This window comes from Mesorhizobium sp. M0189 (assembly GCF_040322135.1).
In the GTDB taxonomy this organism is placed as follows: domain Bacteria; phylum Pseudomonadota; class Alphaproteobacteria; order Rhizobiales; family Rhizobiaceae; genus Mesorhizobium.
This window is the reverse complement of the sequence record NZ_JAMYSW010000002.1, coordinates 311,324-334,335: the sequence shown is the minus strand read 5'-3', so window position 1 is coordinate 334,335 and position 23,012 is coordinate 311,324. Positions and strand designations below refer to the sequence as shown.

At 63.0% G+C, this 23,012-nt stretch carries 26 protein-coding genes and 1 pseudogene; 24 read left to right on the top strand and 3 right to left on the bottom strand.

Features of this window, described 5'->3' with window-relative positions:
* Window positions 1–8 precede the first annotated feature (8 nt).
* Together NKJ09_RS04515 and NKJ09_RS04510 are read left to right on the top strand one after the other, a co-directional pair.
* Window positions 9–206 (top strand): hypothetical protein, encoded by a 198-nt coding sequence (locus NKJ09_RS04515; protein ID WP_352493915.1) that lies wholly within the window; start codon window positions 9–11, stop codon window positions 204–206.
* 1 nt (window position 207) lies between these two features.
* Window positions 208–804 carry a response regulator gene (locus tag NKJ09_RS04510; RefSeq protein WP_352493914.1) on the top strand — a complete coding sequence of 199 codons (597 nt, stop codon included), beginning with the start codon at window positions 208–210 and terminating at the stop codon, window positions 802–804.
* Between the two features lie 29 nt (window positions 805–833).
* On the opposite strand, the gene NKJ09_RS04505 is transcribed toward NKJ09_RS04510, so the two are convergent.
* Window positions 834–1,106, bottom strand: a complete 273-nt coding sequence (locus NKJ09_RS04505; RefSeq protein WP_023716631.1) for a hypothetical protein — start codon at window positions 1,104–1,106, stop codon at window positions 834–836.
* A 238-nt stretch (window positions 1,107–1,344) separates the two neighbouring features.
* On the opposite strand from NKJ09_RS04505, the gene NKJ09_RS04500 reads away from it, so the two are divergent.
* Genes NKJ09_RS04500 through NKJ09_RS04465 form a run of 8 tightly spaced genes read left to right on the top strand, consistent with a single transcriptional unit; the run spans window position 1,345 to window position 10,301 of the window.
* Complete coding sequence (locus tag NKJ09_RS04500; protein WP_352493913.1) at window positions 1,345–2,451, top strand: NAD-dependent epimerase/dehydratase family protein; 1,107 nt, start codon at window positions 1,345–1,347, stop codon at window positions 2,449–2,451.
* Entirely contained in the window at window positions 2,448–3,527 is a 1,080-nt protein-coding gene (locus tag NKJ09_RS04495; RefSeq protein WP_352482802.1) for an NAD-dependent epimerase/dehydratase family protein, read from the top strand. The genes NKJ09_RS04500 and NKJ09_RS04495 overlap by 4 nt, the downstream gene beginning before the upstream one ends.
* On the top strand, window positions 3,524–4,816 hold the full coding sequence (locus tag NKJ09_RS04490; RefSeq protein WP_352482803.1) for a TIGR04295 family B12-binding domain-containing radical SAM protein: 1,293 nt from the start codon (window positions 3,524–3,526) through the stop codon (window positions 4,814–4,816). The genes NKJ09_RS04495 and NKJ09_RS04490 overlap by 4 nt, the downstream gene beginning before the upstream one ends.
* A complete protein-coding gene (locus NKJ09_RS04485) occupies window positions 4,801–5,901 on the top strand; it encodes a glycosyltransferase family 4 protein (protein ID WP_352482804.1) in 1,101 nt (366 codons plus the stop codon). Before NKJ09_RS04490 ends, NKJ09_RS04485 begins: the two co-directional genes overlap by 16 nt.
* Window positions 5,902–5,903: 2 nt before the next feature.
* A complete protein-coding gene (locus NKJ09_RS04480) occupies window positions 5,904–7,034 on the top strand; it encodes a CgeB family protein (protein WP_352482805.1) in 1,131 nt (376 codons plus the stop codon).
* Window positions 7,031–8,125: a CgeB family protein gene (locus NKJ09_RS04475; RefSeq protein ID WP_352482806.1), complete on the top strand. Its 1,095-nt coding sequence runs from the start codon at window positions 7,031–7,033 to the stop codon at window positions 8,123–8,125. Before NKJ09_RS04480 ends, NKJ09_RS04475 begins: the two co-directional genes overlap by 4 nt.
* Window positions 8,122–9,231 carry a CgeB family protein gene (locus NKJ09_RS04470; protein WP_352482807.1) on the top strand — a complete coding sequence of 370 codons (1,110 nt, stop codon included), beginning with the start codon at window positions 8,122–8,124 and terminating at the stop codon, window positions 9,229–9,231. The genes NKJ09_RS04475 and NKJ09_RS04470 overlap by 4 nt, the downstream gene beginning before the upstream one ends.
* Window positions 9,232–9,254: 23 nt before the next feature.
* Window positions 9,255–10,301, top strand: coding sequence for a UDP-glucuronic acid decarboxylase family protein (locus NKJ09_RS04465; protein ID WP_352493912.1), 1,047 nt, complete (start codon window positions 9,255–9,257; stop codon window positions 10,299–10,301).
* A 251-nt stretch (window positions 10,302–10,552) separates the two neighbouring features.
* Here the strand turns inward: NKJ09_RS04465 and NKJ09_RS04460 are convergent, their stop codons facing one another.
* The gene (locus NKJ09_RS04460) at window positions 10,553–12,070 is read right to left on the bottom strand and encodes a hypothetical protein (protein ID WP_352609244.1); all 1,518 of its coding nucleotides are present in this window, start codon (window positions 12,068–12,070) and stop codon (window positions 10,553–10,555) included.
* Between the two features lie 63 nt (window positions 12,071–12,133).
* Between NKJ09_RS04460 and NKJ09_RS04455 the strand changes: the two genes are divergently transcribed.
* The 12 genes and pseudogenes from NKJ09_RS04455 (at window position 12,134) to NKJ09_RS04400 (ending at window position 21,491) form a co-directional block, all read left to right on the top strand.
* Entirely contained in the window at window positions 12,134–12,331 is a 198-nt protein-coding gene (locus NKJ09_RS04455) for a hypothetical protein (RefSeq protein WP_352609245.1), read from the top strand.
* Between the two features lie 213 nt (window positions 12,332–12,544).
* Window positions 12,545–13,648, top strand: a complete 1,104-nt coding sequence (locus tag NKJ09_RS04450; RefSeq protein WP_352493910.1) for an inositol-3-phosphate synthase — start codon at window positions 12,545–12,547, stop codon at window positions 13,646–13,648.
* On the top strand, window positions 13,645–14,241 hold the full coding sequence (locus NKJ09_RS04445; protein WP_023716620.1) for a histidine phosphatase family protein: 597 nt from the start codon (window positions 13,645–13,647) through the stop codon (window positions 14,239–14,241). Before NKJ09_RS04450 ends, NKJ09_RS04445 begins: the two co-directional genes overlap by 4 nt.
* 14 nt (window positions 14,242–14,255) lie before the next feature.
* On the top strand, window positions 14,256–15,359 hold the full coding sequence (locus NKJ09_RS04440) for a CgeB family protein (RefSeq protein WP_023716619.1): 1,104 nt from the start codon (window positions 14,256–14,258) through the stop codon (window positions 15,357–15,359).
* On the top strand, window positions 15,359–16,159 hold the full coding sequence (locus NKJ09_RS04435) for a nucleotidyltransferase family protein (protein WP_023716618.1): 801 nt from the start codon (window positions 15,359–15,361) through the stop codon (window positions 16,157–16,159). Before NKJ09_RS04440 ends, NKJ09_RS04435 begins: the two co-directional genes overlap by 1 nt.
* A gap of 2 nt (window positions 16,160–16,161) precedes the next feature.
* Window positions 16,162–16,923 (top strand): TIGR04290 family methyltransferase, encoded by a 762-nt coding sequence (locus tag NKJ09_RS04430; protein ID WP_023716617.1) that lies wholly within the window; start codon window positions 16,162–16,164, stop codon window positions 16,921–16,923.
* Complete coding sequence (locus tag NKJ09_RS04425; protein WP_023716616.1) at window positions 16,916–17,848, top strand: glycoside hydrolase 5 family protein; 933 nt, start codon at window positions 16,916–16,918, stop codon at window positions 17,846–17,848. Before NKJ09_RS04430 ends, NKJ09_RS04425 begins: the two co-directional genes overlap by 8 nt.
* Window positions 17,849–17,868: 20 nt before the next feature.
* A complete protein-coding gene (locus tag NKJ09_RS04420) occupies window positions 17,869–18,933 on the top strand; it encodes a glycosyltransferase (RefSeq protein ID WP_352493909.1) in 1,065 nt (354 codons plus the stop codon).
* A 7-nt stretch (window positions 18,934–18,940) separates the two neighbouring features.
* Entirely contained in the window at window positions 18,941–19,930 is a 990-nt protein-coding gene (locus NKJ09_RS04415) for a GNAT family N-acetyltransferase (RefSeq protein WP_352493908.1), read from the top strand.
* A pseudogene (locus NKJ09_RS04410) lies at window positions 19,927–20,694 on the top strand (class I SAM-dependent methyltransferase); the annotation flags it as partial. The gene NKJ09_RS04415 and the pseudogene NKJ09_RS04410, both read left to right, overlap by 4 nt.
* A gap of 222 nt (window positions 20,695–20,916) precedes the next feature.
* The gene (locus NKJ09_RS04405) at window positions 20,917–21,135 is read left to right on the top strand and encodes a hypothetical protein (RefSeq protein WP_352494027.1); all 219 of its coding nucleotides are present in this window, start codon (window positions 20,917–20,919) and stop codon (window positions 21,133–21,135) included.
* A gap of 179 nt (window positions 21,136–21,314) precedes the next feature.
* On the top strand, window positions 21,315–21,491 hold the full coding sequence (locus tag NKJ09_RS04400; RefSeq protein WP_352762370.1) for a hypothetical protein: 177 nt from the start codon (window positions 21,315–21,317) through the stop codon (window positions 21,489–21,491).
* A gap of 11 nt (window positions 21,492–21,502) precedes the next feature.
* On the opposite strand, the gene NKJ09_RS04395 is transcribed toward NKJ09_RS04400, so the two are convergent.
* The gene (locus NKJ09_RS04395; RefSeq protein WP_036244131.1) at window positions 21,503–22,087 is read right to left on the bottom strand and encodes a sigma-70 family RNA polymerase sigma factor; all 585 of its coding nucleotides are present in this window, start codon (window positions 22,085–22,087) and stop codon (window positions 21,503–21,505) included.
* Window positions 22,088–22,377: 290 nt separating this feature from the next.
* Here NKJ09_RS04395 and NKJ09_RS04390 point away from each other — a divergent pair, with 290 nt between their 5' ends.
* Entirely contained in the window at window positions 22,378–22,581 is a 204-nt protein-coding gene (locus tag NKJ09_RS04390) for a hypothetical protein (protein WP_023676144.1), read from the top strand.
* 127 nt (window positions 22,582–22,708) lie between these two features.
* Entirely contained in the window at window positions 22,709–23,002 is a 294-nt protein-coding gene (locus tag NKJ09_RS04385) for a DUF982 domain-containing protein (protein WP_352493907.1), read from the top strand.
* Window positions 23,003–23,012: the final 10 nt, after the last annotated feature.

The window sequence follows — 23,012 nt, the reverse complement described above, 5'->3', positions numbered from 1 at the left end:
CGGTTCCAATGGCAAAACGACCACCTGAAATAAAGCCGGCCAAGCGCATCCTGTTGCCCTCGCCGGACCTGACCAAGTTCCCGGTGTCTGAGAACATTCCGCCTCGCCTGCTCGCGCTCGCGGAACGGTTGCAAGAGGTTCTGGCCCGTCACTTTGAACAAGTCTGCGCCGACAGCCGTAAAACCCGCAGGAAGAAGGATCAATGAGGTGCGCGACCTGCAAGGCTTGCATATCCTGATCGTCGAGGACGAATGGATGCTGGCGGGCGATCTTGCACGTTATTTCAGCAAGATGGGCGCCGTCGTACTTGGCCCCGTGGCGACGGTCGAACAGGCGTCGAAACACACGGAGGAGGCGGAAGCTGCGATCCTGGACGTCAATCTCAACGGAAGACGGGTATTCCCGATAGCGGACGAACTGATGCGCCGTGGCGTGCCGTTCGTGTTTTTCAGCGGCGATGAAGACATCGTTATTCCTGAGCGCCTTCGATATGCCAGCAGCCTCAGAAAGTCCTCGGACGGCCAGGCTGTTTTCGACGCTCTTTTTCCGGCCGAGACGTCGGCATCGAAAGGAGGCCGAGCGTCCGAGCCCTCAGACGACGTATTTTCGCTTCTGCCTAAGCTCCGGCTCGCGGCACGTCTGCTGCTGGGAGACATGGATGCTTCCGACCGGCTGGTCGAGCGAACGCTCGAGCAGGCCATCGGCGAAATCGACAACAGACGATCTGGTTCCTCGACAGAGGATTGGCTCAACGGCATCATGCGAAACATCGTCAAGGCACGTGGAGCAAACCTGCTGCACTAACCACGGCCGCCGCCGGCAACTAGACGATGTTAGCTTTTCCGGCTGCGCTCGACGAATTTGTTGAAGCGGCTGGTCTTTCCGCCGCTGGTCTCATCCTGGTAGAGGAAGGCCAGTTCGTTCTCATCGAAGATCCTGAAGAACTCGTCCCATTCAACGGGCTCAAACGTCTCTTCAGGCTCGCCGAAGTCGATGCGCAATATGCCGCCCTCGCCCTTGGTGCGCACCACCGCCGGCCGCCCGTCGCGGTCCTCGGCCCAGCGGCGGATTTCGTCGTGATCGGTGGTCGTCTTCGATTCAGACATCGCAATCTCCCTTCGATTCCACCGCGAGATCCCCCGCGTTGCACAACCAGCAGATGCATCGCTGCCCGGCATGTGCGCGCGGTTGGTCGAACATGGCTCCTAACACCAAGCAGCCTTCGATGTTCCCACGCCTGGTTGAAACCTACCCCGGCGAGCCTCCTGAACTTTGTTGAAGCAAGGGAACAAACCTTTCGCCCGGAAGTTTGGGGCGGCAAAGCCATTCGTATGAGGAGCTGTCGTGAAACGTATACTGGTCACGGGAGGCTGCGGTTTCATCGGCCGCCACGTCGCCCAGGAACTCGTTGAACATGGCTATGGGGTTTCAATTCTCGATGCGCTGCTGGATCAGGTGCATGGCGGCGAGGCAATCAGCCTGCCGCCAGGTGCCAAGCTGATCAAAGGCGACGTTCGCGATCGCGACGCCATCGCCGAAGCCGTCGAAGATGTCGACTCGATCATTCACCTGGCGGCTGAAGTGGGCGTCGGCCAGTCCATGTACGAGATCGCCCGTTATGTCGGCGCCAACGACCTCGGCACTGCCACGTTGCTGGAGGCGCTGATCAAACGCCCGATCGAACGGATCGTCGTTGCGTCATCGATGAGTGTCTATGGCGAGGGTCTCTATGCCACGCCGGACGGCCGGCGCATCGACAATGCAAAACGGCAGCCGGACGACATCCGCAGCGGCCAATGGAATCCCCTGTCGCCGGAAGGTGAAGTCCTGTCGCCGTTGCCCACCGACGAGCAAAAACCGGTCGACCTCGCCTCGATCTACGCGCTGACAAAATATGCCCAGGAACGTGCCGTGCTGATCTTCGGCGAAGCCTATGGCGTCGACGCGGTGGCGCTGCGCCTGTTCAATGTCTTCGGCGCAGGACAAGCGCTCTCGAACCCATATACCGGCGTGTTGGCGAACTTCGCCTCCCGCATCGCCAATGGCCAGCGGCCGCTGATTTTCGAAGACGGCGAACAGCAGCGCGATTTCGTTCATGTACGCGATATTGCCCTCGCCTTCCGGCTGGCGCTGGAACAGCCCAAGGCGTGCGGCCACGTCATCAACATCGGCAGCGGGCGCGCCTACGCGGTCAGCGAGGTCGCCCGGCTGCTTGCCGAGGCGATGGGCGTGCCCGGCCGCCAGCCGGAAATCCTCGGCAAGGCACGCTCCGGTGATATCCGCAACTGCTTTGCCGATATCTCGAAGGCGCGCGAACTGCTCGGCTTCCAGCCGCAGTACCGGCTGGAGCATTCGCTCGGCGATTTCGTCGCATGGGTGCGTAACACGGTCGCCATCGATCGCAGCGCCGAGATGAAGCGGGAACTCGAAGTGCGAGGGCTGGTGTCATGAGACCGGATTCACGCAATTTTCGCGAAGCGCCCATCGCCATTATCGGCGGCAGCGGCTTTATCGGCTCGAACCTCGCCGACAGCCTGTTGTCGGACGGCGAGCCGGTGCTGGTCATCGACAATCTGAGCCGTCCCGGCGTCGAGCAGAACCTCGAATGGCTGACGCAAAAGCACGGCAACCGCCTCGCCGTCGAAATCGCCGATATCCGTGACGCAAAGGCGCTCACGCCGCTGGTCGCAGGTTCGAAGGCAGTTTTCCACCTTGCCGCGCAGACCGCCGTCACCACGAGCCTGGTTCGGCCGGACGAGGATTTCGACATCAACCTGCGCGGCACGTTCAACGTCCTGGAAGCCGCTCGCTGCAGCGGCAAGCGCATCCCCGTCGTTTTCGCCAGCACCAACAAGGTCTATGGCCGCCTCGCCGACCTCGCCATGCGCGAAGAGGACGGCAACTACGCGCCTTGCGATGCGGGCATCCGTGTGCACGGCGTCGACGAGACGCGCGGCCTCGATTTCTGCACGCCCTATGGCTGCTCCAAGGGCGCGGCGGACCAGTATGTCCTCGACTACGCCAAGTCATACGATCTGCCGACCGCGGTGCTGCGCATGAGCTGCATTTATGGACCGCGCCAATTCGGGACGGAGGATCAGGGCTGGGTCGCCCATTTCCTGCTTAGCGCGTTCTCCGACCGGCCGATCACCATCTATGGCGATGGCAAGCAGGTGCGCGACATCCTGCATGTTGCCGACGCGGTCGCGGCTTATCGCGCTGTGCTGGACCGGATCGAGGCGGTCAAGGGCCAGGCATTCAATCTCGGCGGCGGACCGGAAAACGCTGTCAGCCTGCGCATGCTGCTGAAGGAGATCCGCGACATAACGAAACGGGACGTTCCGATTCGTTATGACCGCGAACGCACCGGTGACCAACCGTTCTTCGTCGCCGACACGCGCGCGATCGAGGCGGCGCTGGGGTGGAAAGCGCATGTCTCGTGGCAAAACGGCATCCGCGACCTCGCCGACTGGCTGCAGCGTCATCGCCTCGACCCGCATCCCGAACCGGCGAGGTACGTGGCATGAAGGTCGCCCTGGTCAATCCGTCCTGGACCTACCAGGACAGCATCTATTTCGGCTGCCGCCAGCCGCATCTGCCGCTCGAACTCGGCTATTCGAAAGCGCTGCTCGAAGCTGCCGGCCACGAGGTGCTGATGCTGGACGGGCAGATCCAGAAGCTCGACAACGCCGCGCTCGCCGATCGCGCCGCCGCATTCGAGCCTGACATAACCGTCGTCAGCACCGCGCCGACCTACCTGTTCTGGCGCTGCGCACCGCCCGAGTTGCGCGTGCCGGCCGATTTCCTCAATCATCTTGCCGGGCGCGGCGGTCGCACCGTCGCCGTCGGGCCGCATGGCTCGGCGACGCCGACGCCGACTTTGCGCAAGCTTGGCGTCAACATTGTCGTGCGCGGCGAATGCGAGGAAGTGGTCGCGGAACTTGCCCGGCGCGACGACTGGACCGCGGTGCCGTCCACCGCCCATTTCGAGGATGGAGAACTGGTCTCGAACGGCGGCGTGCATGCGAGCTCGTTCATCGATCACCCGCCGCTCGAATGGCCATCGGACTGGATTGCCGCGCATTCGCACCACCATCACCGCTTCGACGACAACCAGGTCGGTTTTGGCGCGGAGGTCGAGGCGTCGCGCGGCTGCCCGTATAATTGCAGTTTCTGCGCCAAGATCGATTTCCGCGATGCCTATCGCCGCCGGAACCACGAAGCAGTGATCGCCGAGATCGACCGGCTGATCGCACAGGGTGTCGGCTACATCTACTTCATCGACGAGATCTTCCTGCCGCAAAAGGCATTGCTGGAGGCGCTGGTCGATCGCGATGTGAAGTTCGGCGTGCAGACCCGTATCGACCTCTGGAAGCCGGAATTGCTGAAGCTGCTCGGTGCCGCCGGCTGCGTCTCGATCGAGGCGGGCCTCGAAAGCCTGACTGTGGAAGGCCGCGCCATGCTGGCAAAACGCTGCCGGCTGGGCACCGAGGAGCTGGCCGCGCTGCTGGTCGACGCAAGGCGCCACGTGCCGTTCGTGCAGGCCAATCTGATCGGCGTGGTCGAGGACGATCCCGCGCTCGTCGATTATTGGCGAAAGCACCTGATCGACAACGGCGTTTGGGCCAACGAACCGGTGCCGCTCTATCCTTATCCGAGTTCGCCGAGCTACCGCGAACTTTGGGGCGAGCCCGACGACCTCGCCTGGGAGCGCGCGCATGAACATTACCTCGCATCCTTCCGAACGTTCAGCGACATCCAGGAGAAGCGGCCGCGTCCGCTGGCCGAATTGGAGGCCACATGTTGCGGACACTGAGCCCGCCGCGTCGCATACTGATGACCGTCGATGCCGTCGGTGGCGTCTGGCGCTATACGCTCGATCTGGCCGGGCAACTGGTCGCCGGCGGCGACAGCGTCGTGCTTGCCGGGCTTGGTCCGGAACCGTCCAGGCAGCAGGCCGAGGAGGCCCAGTCTTTCGCGGCGCTGACATGGCTCAACACGCCGCCGGACTGGATGACCCGCAGCGAGCACGTTCTCGACACATTGCAGCAGGAGCTGCGCCCACTCATACGTGACTACGCTGTCGACGTCGTCCATCTCAATGCGCCGACGCAGGCGGCGGCGCTCGACGTGCCCTGCCCCATCGTTGCGGTATCGCATTCCTGCGTCGTGACATGGTTCCACGCCGTCAAGGGACAGGCGGCGGACGGCGAGTGGGCCTGGCAAAAGGACCGTAACCGGCGCGGTTTCGACAAAGCAGGCATGGTCGTTGCACCGAGCCGCAGCCATGCCGACATGCTCGAAACCTGCTACGGGCCGATCGCGCGGCTGAGCGTCGTCGGCAACGGCGCACGGCCGGGCGCGAAGGGCGAAAGGCGGGAATCGGTGGTTTTCGCCGCCGCGCGCTGGTGGGATGAAGGAAAGAACGCGGCGGTGCTTGACCAGGCCGCCTCCCTAACGCAATGGCCGGTCTTCGTCGCCGGTTCGCTGCAAGGGCCGGACGGCCAGCATGTTGGCTTCAGCCACGCCGTTCCCGTCGGGCCGGTACCACACGAGGAAGTGCGCTCGCTGATGGCGCGGGCCGGCATTTTCGTATCGCCGTCGCTCTACGAACCGTTCGGCCTGGCCACGCTGGAAGCCGCAATGTCGGCGACGCCTTTGGTGCTTGCCGATATCTCGACCTACCGCGAATTGTGGGACGGGGCGGCCATGTTCTACGACGCGCGCGATCCGGGCGATCTCGCCAGATGCATCAATGGTCTTTGCAGCGACACGCAGCGCCGGCGAGAACTCGGTGAGGCAGCCGCCCGCCGAAGCCGCAGATTTTCATTGGCAAGACAGGCGACCGCCATGCGCGGCGTCTACGACAAGGCGGCCCTGGCCACCATGGCGGATAGTTGATTATGCGGTTTTTATTCTACACCCATTCGATCGTTTCCGACTGGAACCACGGCAACGCACATTTCCTGCGCGGCATCATGCGCGAGCTGGTCGCGCGTGGGCACCAGGCGATTGCGCTGGAGCCCGCCGACGGCTGGAGCCGGTCGAACCTGCTGGCCGAGAAAGGGTCCTTCGCGATCGAGCGATTCCGGAAAGATTTTCCGGAGTTGATGACGGTCACCTATGACGCCGCCTTCGACCACGAAGCCTGGATCTCCGATGCCGATGTGGTGATCGTGCACGAGTGGACCGCGCCGGACCTTGTCGCGCGGCTGGGCAGGGCGAAAGCAATTGGCGGCCGTTTCACGCTGCTGTTTCACGACACGCACCATCGCGCCATCTCGGCCACGCAAGCGATTTCCGCCTTGCAGCTTGAACATTACGATGGCGTGCTCGCCTTCGGCGAAGCGCTGCGGGAAAGCTATCTTCGCGCCGGATGGGGCAAGCGGGTCTTCACCTGGCACGAGGCAGCCGATGACCACCTGTTCCAGCCGCATCCTGAAATCGAGCGTAGCGCCGACCTGATCTGGATCGGCAATTGGGGCGACGACGAGCGCAGCACCGAAATCAGGGAGTTCCTGGTCGACCCGGTGCATGAACTTGGCCTGAGCGGCACTGTCCACGGCGTCCGCTATCCACGCGAGGCGCTCGCCGACCTCGCCACCGCCGGCCTGCGCTACGAAGGCTGGATCGCCAATGCCGACGTGCCGAAGGCATTCGCGGCGAACCGCATCACGGTTCACATCCCGCGGCGTCCATATCGCGAAAGCCTGCCCGGCATCCCGACCATCCGCATGTTCGAGGCGCTCGCCTGCGGCATCCCACTCGTTTCGGCGCCGTGGTCCGATGTCGAACGTCTGTTCAGGCCGGGCACCGATTTCCTGTTTGCAAACACCGGCTTCGAGATGCGGCATCATCTTCGCGCCGTGCTGCGTGACGCGGATCTCGCCGCTTCTCTGGCGACATCGGGCCTCGAGACTATTCGCTCACGGCACACGTGCCGGCATCGGGCGGATGAATTGTTCGGCGTGCTCGCCGAATGCGGGCACCGCCAAGCCGCCGATACGATCCTTGCAAAGGAGGCCGCCGAATGAAGATCGCATTTTACGGGTCGAGCCTGCTGTCGTCCTATTGGAATGGCGCGGCGACTTATTACCGCGGACTGCTCAAGGCTCTGGCCAGGCTCGGCTACGACATCATCTTCTATGAGCCGGACGTCTACGATCGCCAGAAGAACCGCGACATCGAGGCGCCGGACTGGTGTGCCGTCGTCGTCTACGAGGCCACCCCGAATGCGCTCATGCAGGTGGCGGCGCGGGCGGCCGACGCGGACATCGTCGTCAAGGCGAGTGGCGTCGGTTTCGCCGACGACGCGCTGCTGCGGGCGGTGCTCGATCACGCCCGTGCCGATGCGCTGACCGTGTTCTGGGATGTCGATGCGCCGGCGACACTTGGCCAGTTACGCGACGAGCCCGACCACCCGCTGCATCGCGCGCTGCAGGAAATCGACCTGGTGCTGACCTATGGCGGCGGCGATCCCGTGGTCTGGGCCTATCGGGCCATGGGGGCCGCCGAATGTGTGCCGATCTACAATGCGCTCGATCCGGAAACGCATCATCCTGTCGGCAAGGATATGCGCTTTGCCTGCGATCTCGCCTTTCTCGGTAACCGGCTGCCGGACCGCGAGGCGCGCGTCGAGGCCTTCTTCCTCGACCCGGCCAGCCGCCTGGCCGATCAGCGCTTCCTGCTCGGCGGATCGGGCTGGGGCGACAAGCAGATGCCCGCCAATGTCCGGTGGCTCGGCCATGTCGGCACGCGTGACCACAATGCACTGAACGTCACGGCCAAGGCGGTGCTGAACATCAGCCGCGACAGCATGGCGGCCAACGGTTTTTCGCCTGCGACGCGGGTTTTCGAGGCCGCGGGCGCCGGCGCATGCCTCATCACCGACGCCTGGCTCGGTGTGGACCTGTTCCTGAAACCTGGCGAGGAAATCCTGGTCGCGCGCGACGGCAGGGATGTCGCCGAGATGATGCAAAGCCTTACCGCCGAACGAGCCAAGGCGATCGGGGCATCTGCGCTTCGGCGGGTGCTTGGCGAACATACCTATACGACACGGGCCGTTTTGGCCGATGCCATTTTCAGGCGCCATTTCGAGCGCCCGACCGTGGAGGCCGCCGAATGACGAAGCCACTCGACATCGTCTTTCTTGGCCTGTCGCTCTCCTCATCGTGGGGAAACGGCCACGCCACGACTTTTCGGGGGCTGCTTAGAGGTCTCCACGAGCTCGGCCACCGCGTCACCTTTCTCGAACGCGACGTGCCGTGGTACGCAAGTCACCGGGATCTGCGCGATCCCGATTTCTGCGCCTTGCGCTACTATGAAACGACCGATGATCTTCGCCGCAATTTTGCGCGCTGCCTGCGCGAGGCCGATATCGTGGTCGTCGGCTCCTTCGTTCCGGAAGGCCCTGAAATCATCGACATCGTGGCGTCCCTGTGCACGGGTCAGTTCTGCTTCTATGATATCGACACGCCGGTTACGCTGGCGAAACTTTCAACCGATGATTGCGAGTACATTGCCAGGCGGCAGGTCCCGTATTTCGACGTCTATTTCTCGTTCACCGGCGGACCGACGCTTGCCCGTCTGACGGCGGAATTCGGCGCGAGGCGGGCCGAGCCGCTCTACTGTTCCGTCGACCCGGAACGGCATCACGGAACCGGTGATCCAATCCGCTGGGATCTCGGCTATCTCGGCACCTACAGCCCCGACCGCCAGGCGACGCTGGAGGCGCTGCTGTTCGAACCGGCGCGTCGCATGCCGGAGCGCCGCTTCGTCGTGGCCGGCTCGCAATATCCGCGCGAAATTGCCTGGCCGGACAATGTCGATCGCATCGAACACCTGCCACCGGCAGATCACGCAGTCTTCTATAGCCGCCAACGCTACACGTTGAACGTCACGCGCAGTTCCATGATCGCGGCCGGATGGTCGCCCAGCGTGCGCCTCTTCGAGGCAGCCGCCTGCGGCACCGCGATCATCAGCGACTGCTGGACCGGATTGGACAGCCTGTTTCCGGAGCGGACAATCCACACGGCGCGCAGGACCGAGGACGTGATCGGCATCCTGTCTGGGGAATCCGACGGTGCCCGGCTTGCCATGGCCAGGCACGCGCGCGCGCTCGTCCTGGCAGCCCACACAAGCACCGCGAGAGCCCGCGAATTCGTTTCGCTGCTGGCGCGGGCCAAATCGCCACGTTCTGCTCTCGATCTGGATGTCGAGAGTGCAGCATGACCCGCAGACGGGAGAAAATAGAGATGCAGCTATCAAGGAAGGCGGAACGGACCAGGACCGTGCTTGTCGCCGGCGGCGCAGGCTTCCTCGGTTCGCATCTTTGCGAGACATTGCTCCAGGCCGGCTGGCGCGTGATCTGCGTCGACAATTTCCTTACCGGCCGCATGGAGAACATTGCATCGATCGCCGATCGTCCGGATTTTCGGCTGATCAAGCAAGACATTTGCCGGCCCTTGGAGCTTGGCGAACCTGTGGACCGCATTTTCAACATGGCGTGCGCGGCCTCGCCACCACGCTATCAGGCCGACCCGGTCCACACGACGCGGACTTGCGTCATCGGGACGCTCAATCTGCTGGAGCTCGCCGCCCGCAACGGCGCCCGTTTCCTGCAGGCGTCCACCAGCGAAGTGTATGGCGATCCAGAACAGCATCCGCAAAAGGAGGACTATGTCGGCCACGTGAACTGCATCGGCCCCCGCGCCTGCTATGACGAAGGCAAGCGCACCGCCGAAACATTGTGCTTCGATTATTTGAGAATGGGAAAAGCCGATATCCGTGTCGCGCGCATCTTCAACACCTATGGTCCCAGGATGGACCCTGCGGACGGACGGATTGTTTCCAATTTGATCGTGCAGGCACTCGAGAGACGGCCGCTGACGATATTCGGCGACGGGCTGCAGACCAGGTCGTTCTGCTACGTTTCCGATCTGGTCGACGGCTTGATCCGGTTGATGGAGGTCAATCCCAGCCCGCGCCAGCCCGTCAATCTGGGCAATCCGGGGGAGTTCACCATCCTGCAATTGGCGGGCCTGGTGAGGCGCATGACCAGAACCGGATCGGCCTTGAAATTCCTGCCGCTGCCGCAAGACGATCCTCGTCGTCGGCAACCCGACATTTCCCGTGCAAAGAAGCTTCTCGGCTGGTCGCCAAAAGTGCCGCTCAGGCAAGGTTTGATGCATACAGTCAGCTATTTTACCGAGCTTGAGACGACGCAGACGGTCGACAGAACACGGCGAATTGCCACCAGCGTGCATTCTGCATCAGGCCGGCTGCAAAATCTGCCGGCCTGACGGCAGTATTTGCCACGTTCCCCTCGGAGATCACGGTCGTTTCGCGCCGATCGTCGGTCACTTTTTCTCGTCGCGGGAACAACCCGTCCAGCTTCCGGTTCGGCCAGGGTACCGGCACGGAGACGATTTGTGCATCCGAAGCGATCCGCCAAAGACATCGAGCAAATGGCCGCAAGAGAGACGGCTGCCTTCCTGCGGCGCGCCTCCATCACCTATCTGGAATGTTGCGTGAGCCTGATGCTGACGCATCTTCAGCGGGAAGAGGTAGCCGCCATCCTCGAAAAGGAAGCGGATATGCTTCGCCGGCTGGACTGATCCTGCTCGAAGGGCCGCAGGTGCCCTTGGGTATCCAGGAACCGAAGCAACATCGCCGTATAACGTCTTGCCGCGGCCGCCAGCCGGATCTGTTCCCGATCATCGCCAGATCGTAAAGCCATGCTCCACAAGCCAAGCTGGAAGGCGAGATAGCAGGGCTCGTAGTAGTGGGCCAGATTGGCATCGACGGGACGGGAGGCTCTCGCTTCCACAGCCTTGCAAAGCGCCGCAGTCGCCGCGTCGGAGAGGCTGTATTCGACGCGGGCGCCGGCAATGTCCCAGGCGATGTCCTGACAGCCGACCAGATCGTGCGACCGGCAATGGTCGAGGGCGTCCGTCTTGATCAGCGTTCCGCCTCGCGAAAGGATGAACTCCCACCGATGAAGCCGCCCGTCGATCTCGACCCGCTGCATATTCTTGGGTGGAGCCTGTGTCGAAAACCAGTTCTGCAGCTCCGCCGCGCGGCTTTCGCCCAGCGCCTCACTTGTATTCCGCACCGCCATGTCGGCAAGCGCCTCCAGCGAGGCGCCCGGCTCAGAGGCGGGCAGATTGGCTGCGCGCCAGGCTAGATAGCGCGCGAGATGTGCGACCACTTTTTCTTTCGAAAGCCTTGCCCGGTCCAGCGTTGTACCGTCGATCCAGCGTTCGACGAGAAAGCCATGGCACAGCCCGGCGACTTCCGGGCCAAAGCCTGCATCGTGCAGCCTCCTGGCGGTCTCGGCCTTGTGCATTCCGATTTCGCCCAGGCCAACGAACTTGACCGACCATTTTTCCCGGCCTGCAGAAGCGAGGAACTTTCGCCGCTCGAAGCCGCGGTGAACGGGTGGCCAATGGTCCTCCGTCCTGTCTCGAAAGCGACGCCACTCTCCGCCGGATATTTCGGTCAGGCTGACCGCTGTGCTGCCGATCGTCAGGGCTACCCAGTCCCGCAGCGTCGGGACAGCGGATCCAGCTGGGAAAGTGCGTTCAAAGTTGGCGGTATGTTTCTTGCAGTGCATCCATGCCTCACGACTGTCCGCCGAAGCCTCGGGACCCGCGCCACCCGAATGGCTGGGGAACAGATGGATGCGCCCGGCCCCGATGCCTAGCCCCTGCAGCCATGCGACGACGGCGTGGAACGAACTGCCGGACAGGCCCGGGCCTTCGTCGACGATGGCAAAGCGGGCCGATGGCTTCGTCATCCAGCCACCGATCAGCTCCGGATCGGCGGCAAGCCGCCTGCGAAACGGGTGGCCGGTCGGACGGACGCTGACGGGTGCTGGCGTGCCGATGGCTGCAGCCACCATCGCTGCAAGCCCCAGGCCGATGCTGCGGATGCCGATTACGCATGTGTTCGCATCGAGACCGGAATGCCGCGCGGCGACGAAATAGCTTTCCGGATAGAGCGCATAGTGAGCATATCCCTCAGCCGTGCCGGTGAGGATTTCGCCATCGCATTCGAGTTCGGCCAACATTCGCGGCACGTCAGCATCGACTGGGCCATCGATCGTGAATCCGGCGTCCCACGATCTACCCACGTGCCGGGCCAAGCCGACCAGGAGATTTGCGCCCGCGATCCGGTATCGGGAATTCCTGTCCGTGCCGTTGGCCTCGAATTCAGCATCGGCAAGACCCTGGACCAGTTCCGAGGCCGTGATGAACAGGCCGACCAAGGCTGCGTGGCGTTCGATCCCACTTGGCATGTCGGCAATGTGCTCGGCCGCTTTGCACGCTGAGCCGCGAACATGTTGCGCGCTCTGCATTCGCTTGTGGTCGCCATAGACGATCATTGTCCCGTCCCGGTTGGCCTCACCCTTCGCTGCACAACTCGGCGGGCGCTACTTTGATCCACTATCGGTTGCACGATTTTTGCAGCCGGCAAGGAACAATCCGGGAGGAAGGCGGTTTGGCACGAAGAACTTACCTTCAACAGCATAGGCAGCGGTTTCGTGGGATCGAAGAAAGTTCGAATCGGTATAGTCGGCGTCGGCAACTGCGCTTCCTCCCTTGTTCAGGGCATCACCTATTACCGCGACGCAAGGAGCAATGAGCCCATACCCGGGCTGATGCACGCCGATCTTGGCGGCTACCATGTCAAGGACATTGAAGTGGTCTGCGCATTCGACGTCGCCAAGGGCAAGGTCGGACGCGATGTGGCAGACGCGATCTACAGCGCGCCGAACAATACTTTCCGCTTTGCCAATGTGGCGCCTACCGGCGCTCGCGTCGAACGCGGACCGACGCTGGACGGCATCGGCAAATATCTGCGCGACGAGATCGAGGAGGCCGACGAGCCGGTCGCCAATGTCGGCAAGATCCTCGCCGACAGCGGCGCCGAAATCCTGGTGTCCTATCTGCCAGTCGGCTCGGAGGAGGCAACGCGCTTTTATGCCGAGTGCGCGCTCAATGCGGGCTGCGCCTTCGTCAACTGCATACCAGTCTTCATCGCCTCGCGGCCGGAGTGGCGCCGCCGCTTCGAGCAACACGGCCTGCCGCTGATCGGCGACGACATCAAGAGCCAGGTCGGTGCGACGATCGTACATCGTCTGCTTGCCAACCTGTTTCGTGAGCGCGGCGTGCGTATCGATCGCACCTACCAGCTCAATTTCGGCGGCAACACCGATTTCCTCAACATGCTGGAGCGCGAGCGGCTGGAATCGAAGAAGATCTCAAAGACGCAATCCGTCACCAGCCAGATCGATGTTCCCTTGGAGCCCGGCAACATTCACGTCGGGCCGAGCGACCACGTGCCGTGGCTGACCGACCGCAAGTGGGCCTATATCCGGGTCGAAGGCACGACCTTCGGCGGTGTGCCGCTGAATGCCGAGCTCAAGCTGGAAGTGTGGGATTCGCCCAACTCGGCCGGGGTCGTGATCGATGCGGTGCGTTGCGCCAAGCTGGCGCTCGACCGCGGCATCGCAGGCGCGCTGACCGGTCCCTGCAGCTATTTCATGAAATCGCCGCCCGAGCAGTTCACCGACGCGGAAGCCCGCCAGCGCACGCTCTCTTTCATCGCCGGTAAGGACGAGCCGATGCTCGATGCCGCGGAATGACGACGACGTTCTTTCTGGTCCGCCACGCCGCGCATGACAATGTCGGCTGTTATCTTGCCGGACGGATGGCGGGCGTTTGCCTCGGCGAAGCCGGCAGGGCACAGGCCTCGCATCTGGCTGACCGTATGGCACGCGAGGCGATAGCGGCAATCTTTTGTAGCCCGCGCGAACGCACGCAGGAGACGGCCAATCCGATTGCACTCGCCTGCAATGCCGGTGAAATCGTGATCCGCGAGGAACTCGATGAGATCGACTTCGGCACCTGGTCGGGAAAGACCTTCGAGGAACTGAACCAGGATGCCGACTGGCGGGTGTGGAACGACCAGCGCCAGCAGGCGAGAACACCGAGCGGCGAGACCATGCTGGACGTGCAGCAACGCGTCGTCTCGCTGATCGAGCAGGTCCGCGGAACATACCAGAACCAGTGCGTTGCACTGGTCAGCCATGCCGACGTCATCAAGGCCGCCGTGTGCAAAGTGCTCGGCCTGTCGCTGGGGAACTGCTTTCGTTTCGATATCGACCCAGCGTCGATCACCACGGTTGTTTGGGGAGACTGGGGGTCGAAGCTGATCAGACTCAACGAAGCTGCCTGACGAGGAATTGCCGGATGCGCATGGTCATTTTCGGTCTTACCGTGACATCGTCGTGGGGCAACGGGCACGCCACGCTGTGGCGCGGATTGATCCGGGCGATGGCCGGGCTGGGCTGGTCCATCACCTTCTTCGAACGCAACACTCCCTATTATGCCGGGACGCGCGACCTCGACCAGCTGGATGGCGGCAGCATTGTCCTTTATCCGGACTGGCAGGACATCCAGAGCGCTGCCGAGCAGGCGGTGAATGAGGCCGATGTCGTCATCGTCACCTCCTATTGCCCCGATGCGGTGAGCGCGTCGCGCTTTGCCCACCAGGCCTGTCGCGGGCTGAAGGTCTTCTATGACCTAGACACGCCGGTGACGCTGGCGCGAATCGAACAAGGTGAGCCTCCGGCCTATTTCGGGCCGGAAGGGCTTCGGGATTTCGACCTCGTGCTGAGCTACACGGGAGGAACCGCGATCGATGCGCTGAAGACGATGCTGGGCGCGCGCCGCGTCATGCCACTCTACGGCCATGTCGATCCAGAGCGACACCGGCCGGCCCCGCCCAAGCCGGAGTTTGCCGGCGACCTTTCCTATCTCGGGACGTATGCGGCAGACCGCCAGACCGGGGTCGAAAGGCTGCTGGTCAGTCCGGCTGCGCGCCTGCCGGATCGCCGTTTCATCATTGGCGGCGCACAATATCCGCAAGAATTCCCGTGGAGCGACAATATTTTCTTCGTCCGTCACCTGCCGCCCGCCGAACACCCCGCCTTCTTTTCATCATCACGGCTGACCCTGAACGTGACCCGCGAGGCGATGGCCGAAAGGGGCTGGTGTCCTTCCGGCCGGCTATTCGAAGCCGCCGCTTGCGGTGCTGCGATGGTGAGCGACACGTGGCCGGGACTGGAGGCCTTCTTCCGGCCCGGCGAAGAGATCGTCGTGGCCAACAGCACCGACGACGTGGTCGCCGCGCTCGACCTGCCCGACGCCGAGCTTGACGCGATCCGCCGCCGAGCGCGCGAGCGGGTGCTGGACGAACACACCTCGGCGCGGCGGGCGAAGGAATTCGACCGCATCCTGTCCGATGCACTGCACGGCTCCACGCATGGCGAGCCGTTGAAGGAGGCAGTTTGATGTTGGGCATCGTGCCCGCAGCCGGACGGGGAAGCCGCATCCAGCCGCTCGGCTTTTCGAAGGAGCTTCTGCCGGTCGGCAGCCGCATCGACGGCAATACCGAGCGGCCTTGCGCGGTCAGCGAATACCTGGTGCGCCGCATGGTGCGCGCGGGGGCTGACAAGATCTGCTTCGTCATCGGCTCGGGTAAGTCGGATATCCTCGAATATTATTCTGCCGGCTATGCCGATGCGGCCGCTCTGTTCGTGGTGCAGCCCTCTCCAGTCGGCCTTTGCGACGCCATCTTCCGCGCCGCACCACTCGTCGCAGCCGACGAGACCGTTCTGGTCGGGTTGCCCGATACGATCTGGTTTCCCGAAGACGGCTTCTTAGCGCTTCCGGACGACGGCCTGTCCTTCCTGCTGTTTCCGGTGGACCAGCCGGAATTCTTCGATGCCGTCGTTGTCGACCAGAACAGCCGGGTGAAGCAAATCCAGGTCAAGCAGCAGAATGCCGCGTCGAACTGGATCTGGGGTGCGTTCAAGATGCCCGGCCACACCCTTCACCGGCTTGCCGCGCTGTGGCGGGAGCGGGACCGGTGCGACGAATATATTGGCACGCTGGTCAATGCCTATCTGGCCGCCGGGGGTGAAGCGCATGGCATCAAGGCTGGCACCGCCTATGTCGACGTCGGCACCTTCAACGGCTATCGCACGGCACTTCGGCTGCTCGAAAGCGCCGCCGGTACCAAGGACGACCAAGCCGCCATGACGCTGCCCGGCCACCAGCACGTCCCTATCCTCGCAGGCGAAGGAGGCTAGCCATGCTGCATTCCGATGCCGAAATCCGCCGCCGCATCGATGCGCTCGGCCCATGGTTCCACAATATGGAGCTGGCCGGCGTGGAAACGGCTCCCGATCATTTCCTCGGCAATTACCCGCTGATCAAATGGCGCAAATTCGCCGACGCCATTCCCGCCGATCTTTCCGGCAAGGCGGTGCTCGACATAGGCTGCAATGCAGGTTTCTACTCTATCGAGATGAAACGCCGCGGCGCCGGTCGCGTGCTCGGCATCGACTTCGACGAGGCATACCTTGCGCAGGCGCGCTTTGCCGCTGAGGTTGCGGACTGCGACATCGAATTCCAGCAGCTCTCGGTCTACGACGTTGGCGCGCTGCGTGAGCGGTTCGACATCGTGCTGTTCATGGGAGTGCTCTACCATTTGCGCCATCCCTTGCTCGCTCTCGATCTGATCCGGGAGCACGTTGCCGACGACCTGATGATTTTCCAGTCGATGCAGCGCGGCAGCACCGACGTGCCGGCACTCGAGCAGAATTATCATTTCTGGACGCACGACCTGTTCGACCGGCCGGAGTTCCCAAAGCTGCATTTCATCGAGCATCGTTATGCCGACGACCCGACCAACTGGTGGATTCCCAATCGCGCCTGCACCGAAGCCATGCTGCGCAGCGCCGGCTTCGAGATCGTGCTGCAACCCGAGCAGGAGGTCTATTTCTGCCGCACCGCCGACGTACCGGCCGGCGGCGGCGCCATCTACCCGTCGAAAGGACAGATAAATGATTGAAGCCGCGATGATCTGGAACGAGCCAAACAACAAATCCCACTGGGATCCAGAGCTCGATCCCGACTGGAGCCGCTTCGCCAACATGGCAATCCTGGCCGCCGACGCGATAGCGTCGGAGAATCCGGCCTTGACCAAGGTCCTTGGCGGCATCTCGCCGATCGACGCCGCCTTCATAACACGGATGCAGGAATTCGGCGTGCTCGATCATGTCGACGCGGTCGCCGTGCACGGCTTTCCGCTCGACTGGAACCTCTGGCAGATCCACGAATGGCCGCAGAAGATTGGCGAAATTTCGGCTGTCACCGATCTTCCGGTATGGGTCAGCGAGGTCGGCGTGTCGACCTTCGGTGCCGAGGAGGTACAGGCCTGGGGCCTGCGCCGGACAGCGGAACTGCTGATCGGCAACGCACCGCGCATCCAATGGTATAGCCTCTACGACCTGCCGCGCGAATGGGAAGCGACGACGCGCCATCGCGAGGCGGAAGGCTCTTCCTACTACCGCCATTTCTACATGGGCCTGCTGCGCCAGGACGGCACGCCAAAGCCCGCGCTCGAGGAATTCCTGCACCACGCGCCGGCAATGGGACTGGTGCAGTGGTTCCATTTCGAAGATCACCGGCTGGATGACGCCGTCGCCTGGATGAAACGGCTCGGCGTCACCAATCTGCGCACCGGGCTTTCCTGGGCCGACAGTTTCAGGCCGAACGCACTTGACTGGTTCGACCGGCAAATGGAGGCGTTGGCCGACTTCGACGTGACGGTCACCTTCTGCTTCACGCCGGAACACCGCGGAATGATGCCGCACCACGCCAGCCCGCCGCTGGTGCCGGCGGAATTCGCCGAATTCTGCGCGGCAATGACGCGCCGCTATGCCGGCAGCATCGCTGCCCCTTCCGCCGGCAGGCAGCGCGCCTCCGCAGCGTGAGGAGCTTCGGCTCGCCAGCCATGACGCTCACCGTCCTCAACGTCGCCTATCCCCTCGCCCCGGTCGGGCCGGATGCGGTCGGCGGCGCCGAGCAGGTGCTGTCGATGCTCGATCAGGCGCTCGTACAGGCCGGACACCGTTCGATCGTGATCGGCTGCCAGGGCTCGCGCGCTGCGGGTGTCCTCATCGAGACGCCGGCCGAACCGGGCGTGCTCGATGAAGCGGCGAAGCGCCGGGCCCAGCGTGCTCATCGCGCAGCAATAGCTACCGCACGCGCACGCTGGCCAATCGACGCGGTTCATTTGCATGGCATCGATTTCGATGCCTATCTGCCGGGCGATGGGCCGACATTGGTGACCTTGCACCTGCCGCTCGACTGGTATCCGGCCGATGCTCTCAGTCCGGCGCGAGAGGATCTGTGGCTGCATGCGGTATCGGCGGCTCAGCAACGAACCGCGCCACCGGGCGCCAGGCTGATCGGGCCGATCCCCAACGGAGTGGACATCGACGCGCTGAGCGAGCCACAGGTCAAGCGTGAGTTTGCGCTCGTGCTCAGCCGAATCTGCCCGGAAAAGGGCATTCATCTGGCGCTTGACGCAGCCAAGAAGGCCAACGTACCGCTGGTCATCGGCGGCAAAGTCTATCCCTACGAAACCCACACAGCGTATTTTCGCGACGAGGTCGAGCCGCGGCTGGACAGTCGGCGCCGCTTCCTCGGTCCGCTCGGCTTTGTCGCCAAGCGGCGCCTGCTCAACACAGCCCGCTGCCTGGTCGTCCCGAGCCTTGCCGCGGAAACCAGTTCTCTCGTCGCCATGGAGGCACTCGCCTGCGGCACCCCCGTGGTGGCCTTCCCGAATGGCGCACTGCCGGATGTGGTCGAGCATGGCAAGACGGGGTATCTCGTCAGAGATGTCGACGAAATGGCGGAAGCCATCGTTGCCGCACCCGGCCTGGACCCTGAGACCTGCCGGGCCGAGGCGCGGCGCCGCTTTTCACTCGACCGCATGGTCTCCTCCTACATGGACGCCTATCGGGCGCTGGCACGGCTCGGCACAGACAGCGGACAGCTCGCGGCGGCGAAGTGAGCGGGACATGCTCCGCAGCGAGATCATCGACGATGCGGCGGGCCTCGAAGCCCTCGCGCCACACTGGTGGGAACTCTGGTCGCGCAGTCCCTCGGCGACGCCGTTCCAGTCTCCCGCATGGCTGGTGCCGTGGTGGCGGACATTCGCTCCTGGTGAGCTTGCGACGGTCGCCGTCTGGAGTGGCGATGACCTGGTCGGCTTGGCGCCACTCTATCTGGAACACCGGGAAGCCGGCGCGCGATTGCTTCCGCTCGGGATTTCGTTGAGCGACTATCTGGACCTCCTTTGTCTTCCCGAGATCGCCGAACCGGTCGGCGCCGTCATCGCCGGCTCGGTTCTTTCCATCGGCTGGTCACAGTGGATCTTGCCGGATCTGCCGGCCGGCGGTGCCGGCCTCGCCATCTGCCATGCCGCGCTCGAAACAAGCCAGGCTGTCAGCCACGCTGCTTGCCCGGTGCTTTCCCTCACGGGCGATGAGACGCTTCTCAGCTGTGTTCCGGCGCGGCGACGGCGCCAATTGCGCCGCGCCCATAGAGCTGCTTCGAGACGTGGCCGGGTCGCCATCGAACCCGTTTTGTCCGATCCGCAGACATTCCTCGATCATTTGATCCGCCTCCACCGCGCGCGCTGGGCCGGAAACGGCGACGGCGTCCTGTCCGATACCCGCGTGGAAGAATTCCACCGTCAGGCGCTGCCGCTGTTGGCTGCTCAGGCACTTGCCCGATGCTGGCTTGTCGCCATCGGTGGCGCGATCGTGGGCGCCTATTACGGGTTTCATCATCGGGGCCGCGCTTACGCTTACCTCGGTGGCTTCGATCTGGCCTATGCGGAGGAAAGTCCCGGCGCGCTGCTCATCGGCCAGGCGATAAGGCAGGCGATCTGCGAAGGCGCGGAAGAGTTCGATTTTCTGCGCGGACAAGAGGCCTACAAATACAGCTGGGGCGCCGTCGACCGGTGGACGATGCGCAAGATCTGGACGCGGAGCAAAGGGCGATGAGCGCGACCCAACCGGGATCTCGGTGGTCGACATCAGCAAGGCGGGTGCTGGAGGAATGCATGGCAGATGGTGCCGGCGTCGAAGCCGTCATCGCCAGGCTGGCTCTCCGTTTCGAGACAGGAATCGAAGCCGCAGAACTGGCGAAGATTGCGCAAGACATGCACTCGGCCGAACCGCGAAAGACGGCAAAACTACAGCGGATTGCCGACCTGCTTCAGCGCAGGCCCGAGATCTTCGCCACGCTGCGCAAAACGGGTGCTGCCGTTCGGCACGAACGCGGTGAGGGAGAGACCGGCGATGCGGTCGTCAAGCGGCTGGCAGCCGGGTTTGACGCGGCGGCGGCGATCTCCCCGGCGGCGAGCGTCCAGCTGTCGTCGCTGGGCAACGAGGAAAAGCTCTCGGCCGCTACGGCTGAGATCGTTGCATGGCTGGAGAGGCGAGGTTTTAGCGGCGCAAATAACGACATCCTGGATATTGGCTGTGGTATCGGTCGCTTCGAACAGGCGCTCTCCGCTCTATCGCACCGGATCGTCGGCATCGACATATCCGCGGCGATGATCTCGATCGCTCGCCGGCGATGCGCCGGGCTCGGCAATGTGGAATTTCGCCCTACCCAAGGTTTCGATCTTGCCGATTTCGGCAATGCGAGCTTCGACCGCGTGCTGGCCGTCGACAGCTTTCCCTATCTGGTGCTGGCCGGCCTCGCCGAACGGCATTTCGTGGAAATCGGGCGCGTGCTGAAGAGGCCGGGCATGGCCGTGCTTTTGAATTATTCATATCGCGGATCGCCGGCGCTGGATCGCGCCGACGTTCATAACTTCGCCAATGCAAATGGCATGCAAATCCTCGTCGACGGCGAAAAGCCGTTCCGGCACTGGGACGGCGATGCCTTCCTGCTTACGATTTCCAGCGGAACATTGTGGCCCAACGCTGGTTCGGATGCCGAACAGGAAAAGCCGCTATTCGACAGTATGAAGGAGGATAAGATGGCGTCCGGCAGCAAGAAGCACATCGGTCGCGGCAGTCATGGCAAAGGCGCTGGCGCTGGCGCAATGACCGATCTTCCCAAGGACAAGATCGGAGAGAACGCTGTTCTGTCCAACAGAGACAAGAAGCAGCACAGCAAGGAGCGTGGGCTCGACGGCAATCGGGTCAAGTCCGAGCAGTACCAGGATCATTCAGCGGATCGACGGCCTGAAGACTGATCGTTGCGGCAGCATGTGGCTTGCAGCCGGTGAGCAATTGAAAACGCAGCGAGAGCCAACCGCTGACGAAGCTGTGCAAGGACCGAAGCCGGTCGCATGGATAGCTTGCAAATTCTTGCAAACTCGCACTGTTGCCACCAGAGTGAGGTGAAGGGACTAACATTTGCCAAGAGAACGCGATGTCTCGCTCAAGGGAAGATTCCGTCAGCACGCGTGCCGATCTGAGGATAGACCGGGAAATCGCTTCCTTGCTTGCGGCCATCGAACAGGAAAGGGTTCCTGACCGGCTGACCAAACTTGCGATTGAATTGCAGAACGCGCTTGTGGAAAGACGATTGCGCGAAACCAGCAATTAGCGTGACATGTATTAGCGGCGCCTCTCGGCTTCGAAGTCCAATTGTCCTTCGGATAGATAGCTGCGCCTTTCCATCAGCGTTTGCGAGGAACTTTCGCCAAGGTATTCCAGCACGCCGGCGCGTGCGCGGTTGAGCCGGCTTTTCACGGTTCCCACCGCGCAACCGCATATTTCGGCAGTCTCCTCATAGCTGACGCCCAGCACGCCTATCAGCATCAGAACCTCGCGCTGGTGCTCGGGAAGGCTCTGGATGGCCTGGTGGACTTCCTTGCCCTGTACGGACCATTCCTGCGTCGCTTCCGAGATCGGCCGCAGCGAAGCGCAGTCGAGCAGGCCAGGCGCTTCCCTCACTGCGGCTCTGACACGCGTGTAGTAGGTGTTGCGCATGATGGTGAAGAGCCATGACTTCATGCGCGTTCCAGCCTCGAACTTGTCGATGTTGGCCAGTCCCTTGGTCAGCGTCTCCTGGACCAGGTCGTCTGCATCATCGGGGGTGCGGCAGAAAGTACGCGCGAAAGCCCTTAAGGCGGGTATGAGGTGGACGATGGAAACTTCTTCGGTTTCGCGGGTCGCGAAGGCGTAGGCTGTGGGTGGCAATGGTCCAGCTCCCGTCCAGAATGAGTTCGTGAGCGCAGACCAGTTAAATGCATTGGGCGAAAGATCGTTCCGGCTGGCGAAAATCACCCGGCTCCAGAAACCGGAGAGGCTTGGCTGGGCACTCCAGCCGGCGGCGATATTTTTGACGGAACAACCACCGGTATCGCGGAGTTCGAATCGAGGTCGTCCGAAAATCCGGGGGACCGCCATTGGCGCGTCGAAACGCGATTCGCAGCGAGCCTTGGCCGCCACCTCAAGGACAGTCCGCCACCTCAAAACAGGAGGAATCCATGACAGGAAACAAGCACGCCAAAGGCAAAACGCCGGCCGATAGCGACCTTGCCAACGATCCCGGCATCGGCAGTTCCAAGGGCACGATCAAGGAGGGCGACCGGCTCGATCAGGGCGACAACACGTTCGAAGGCGATGTCGAGAACGACACCACGCCTCAAGGCGGTATCAATCCCCGGCAAAAGATGCGGACCAACAAGTGACGCCAGCATCGGCCGGCGCACGATCGAACAAATCCGCTGCAACCCGTGCACCAATCCCGCGTTAACGGGCATCGGCCTCGTGTCCGCATCGAGCGTTGATGCGACAGGCACTTTCGCGGAGACACAGATGACAAAAAGCTCGTTTGGCCGCCCCGTTCCAATTCTTGTCGGCCTTGGTTTCCCTCGCCATGTCGAAAATATGTGGCAGGCCTATGACGTCTTAAACGAATGGCCGAGCCGCGGCCCGGCGCACATGGCGGCGTTCAACGCCTGTCGCGCCGGGCTGGCTGACGAGGTCGATGCCGAGACGGTGCGCGCGGCGTTCGAAGCATTCGCCCAAAAAGCGGGCATTCTGGCGCACGATGTCGCCGCCGAAATACCAGCAGGCACCAATCCCACTGAGGTTCGCGATGTCGGCTAAAATGCCCAGC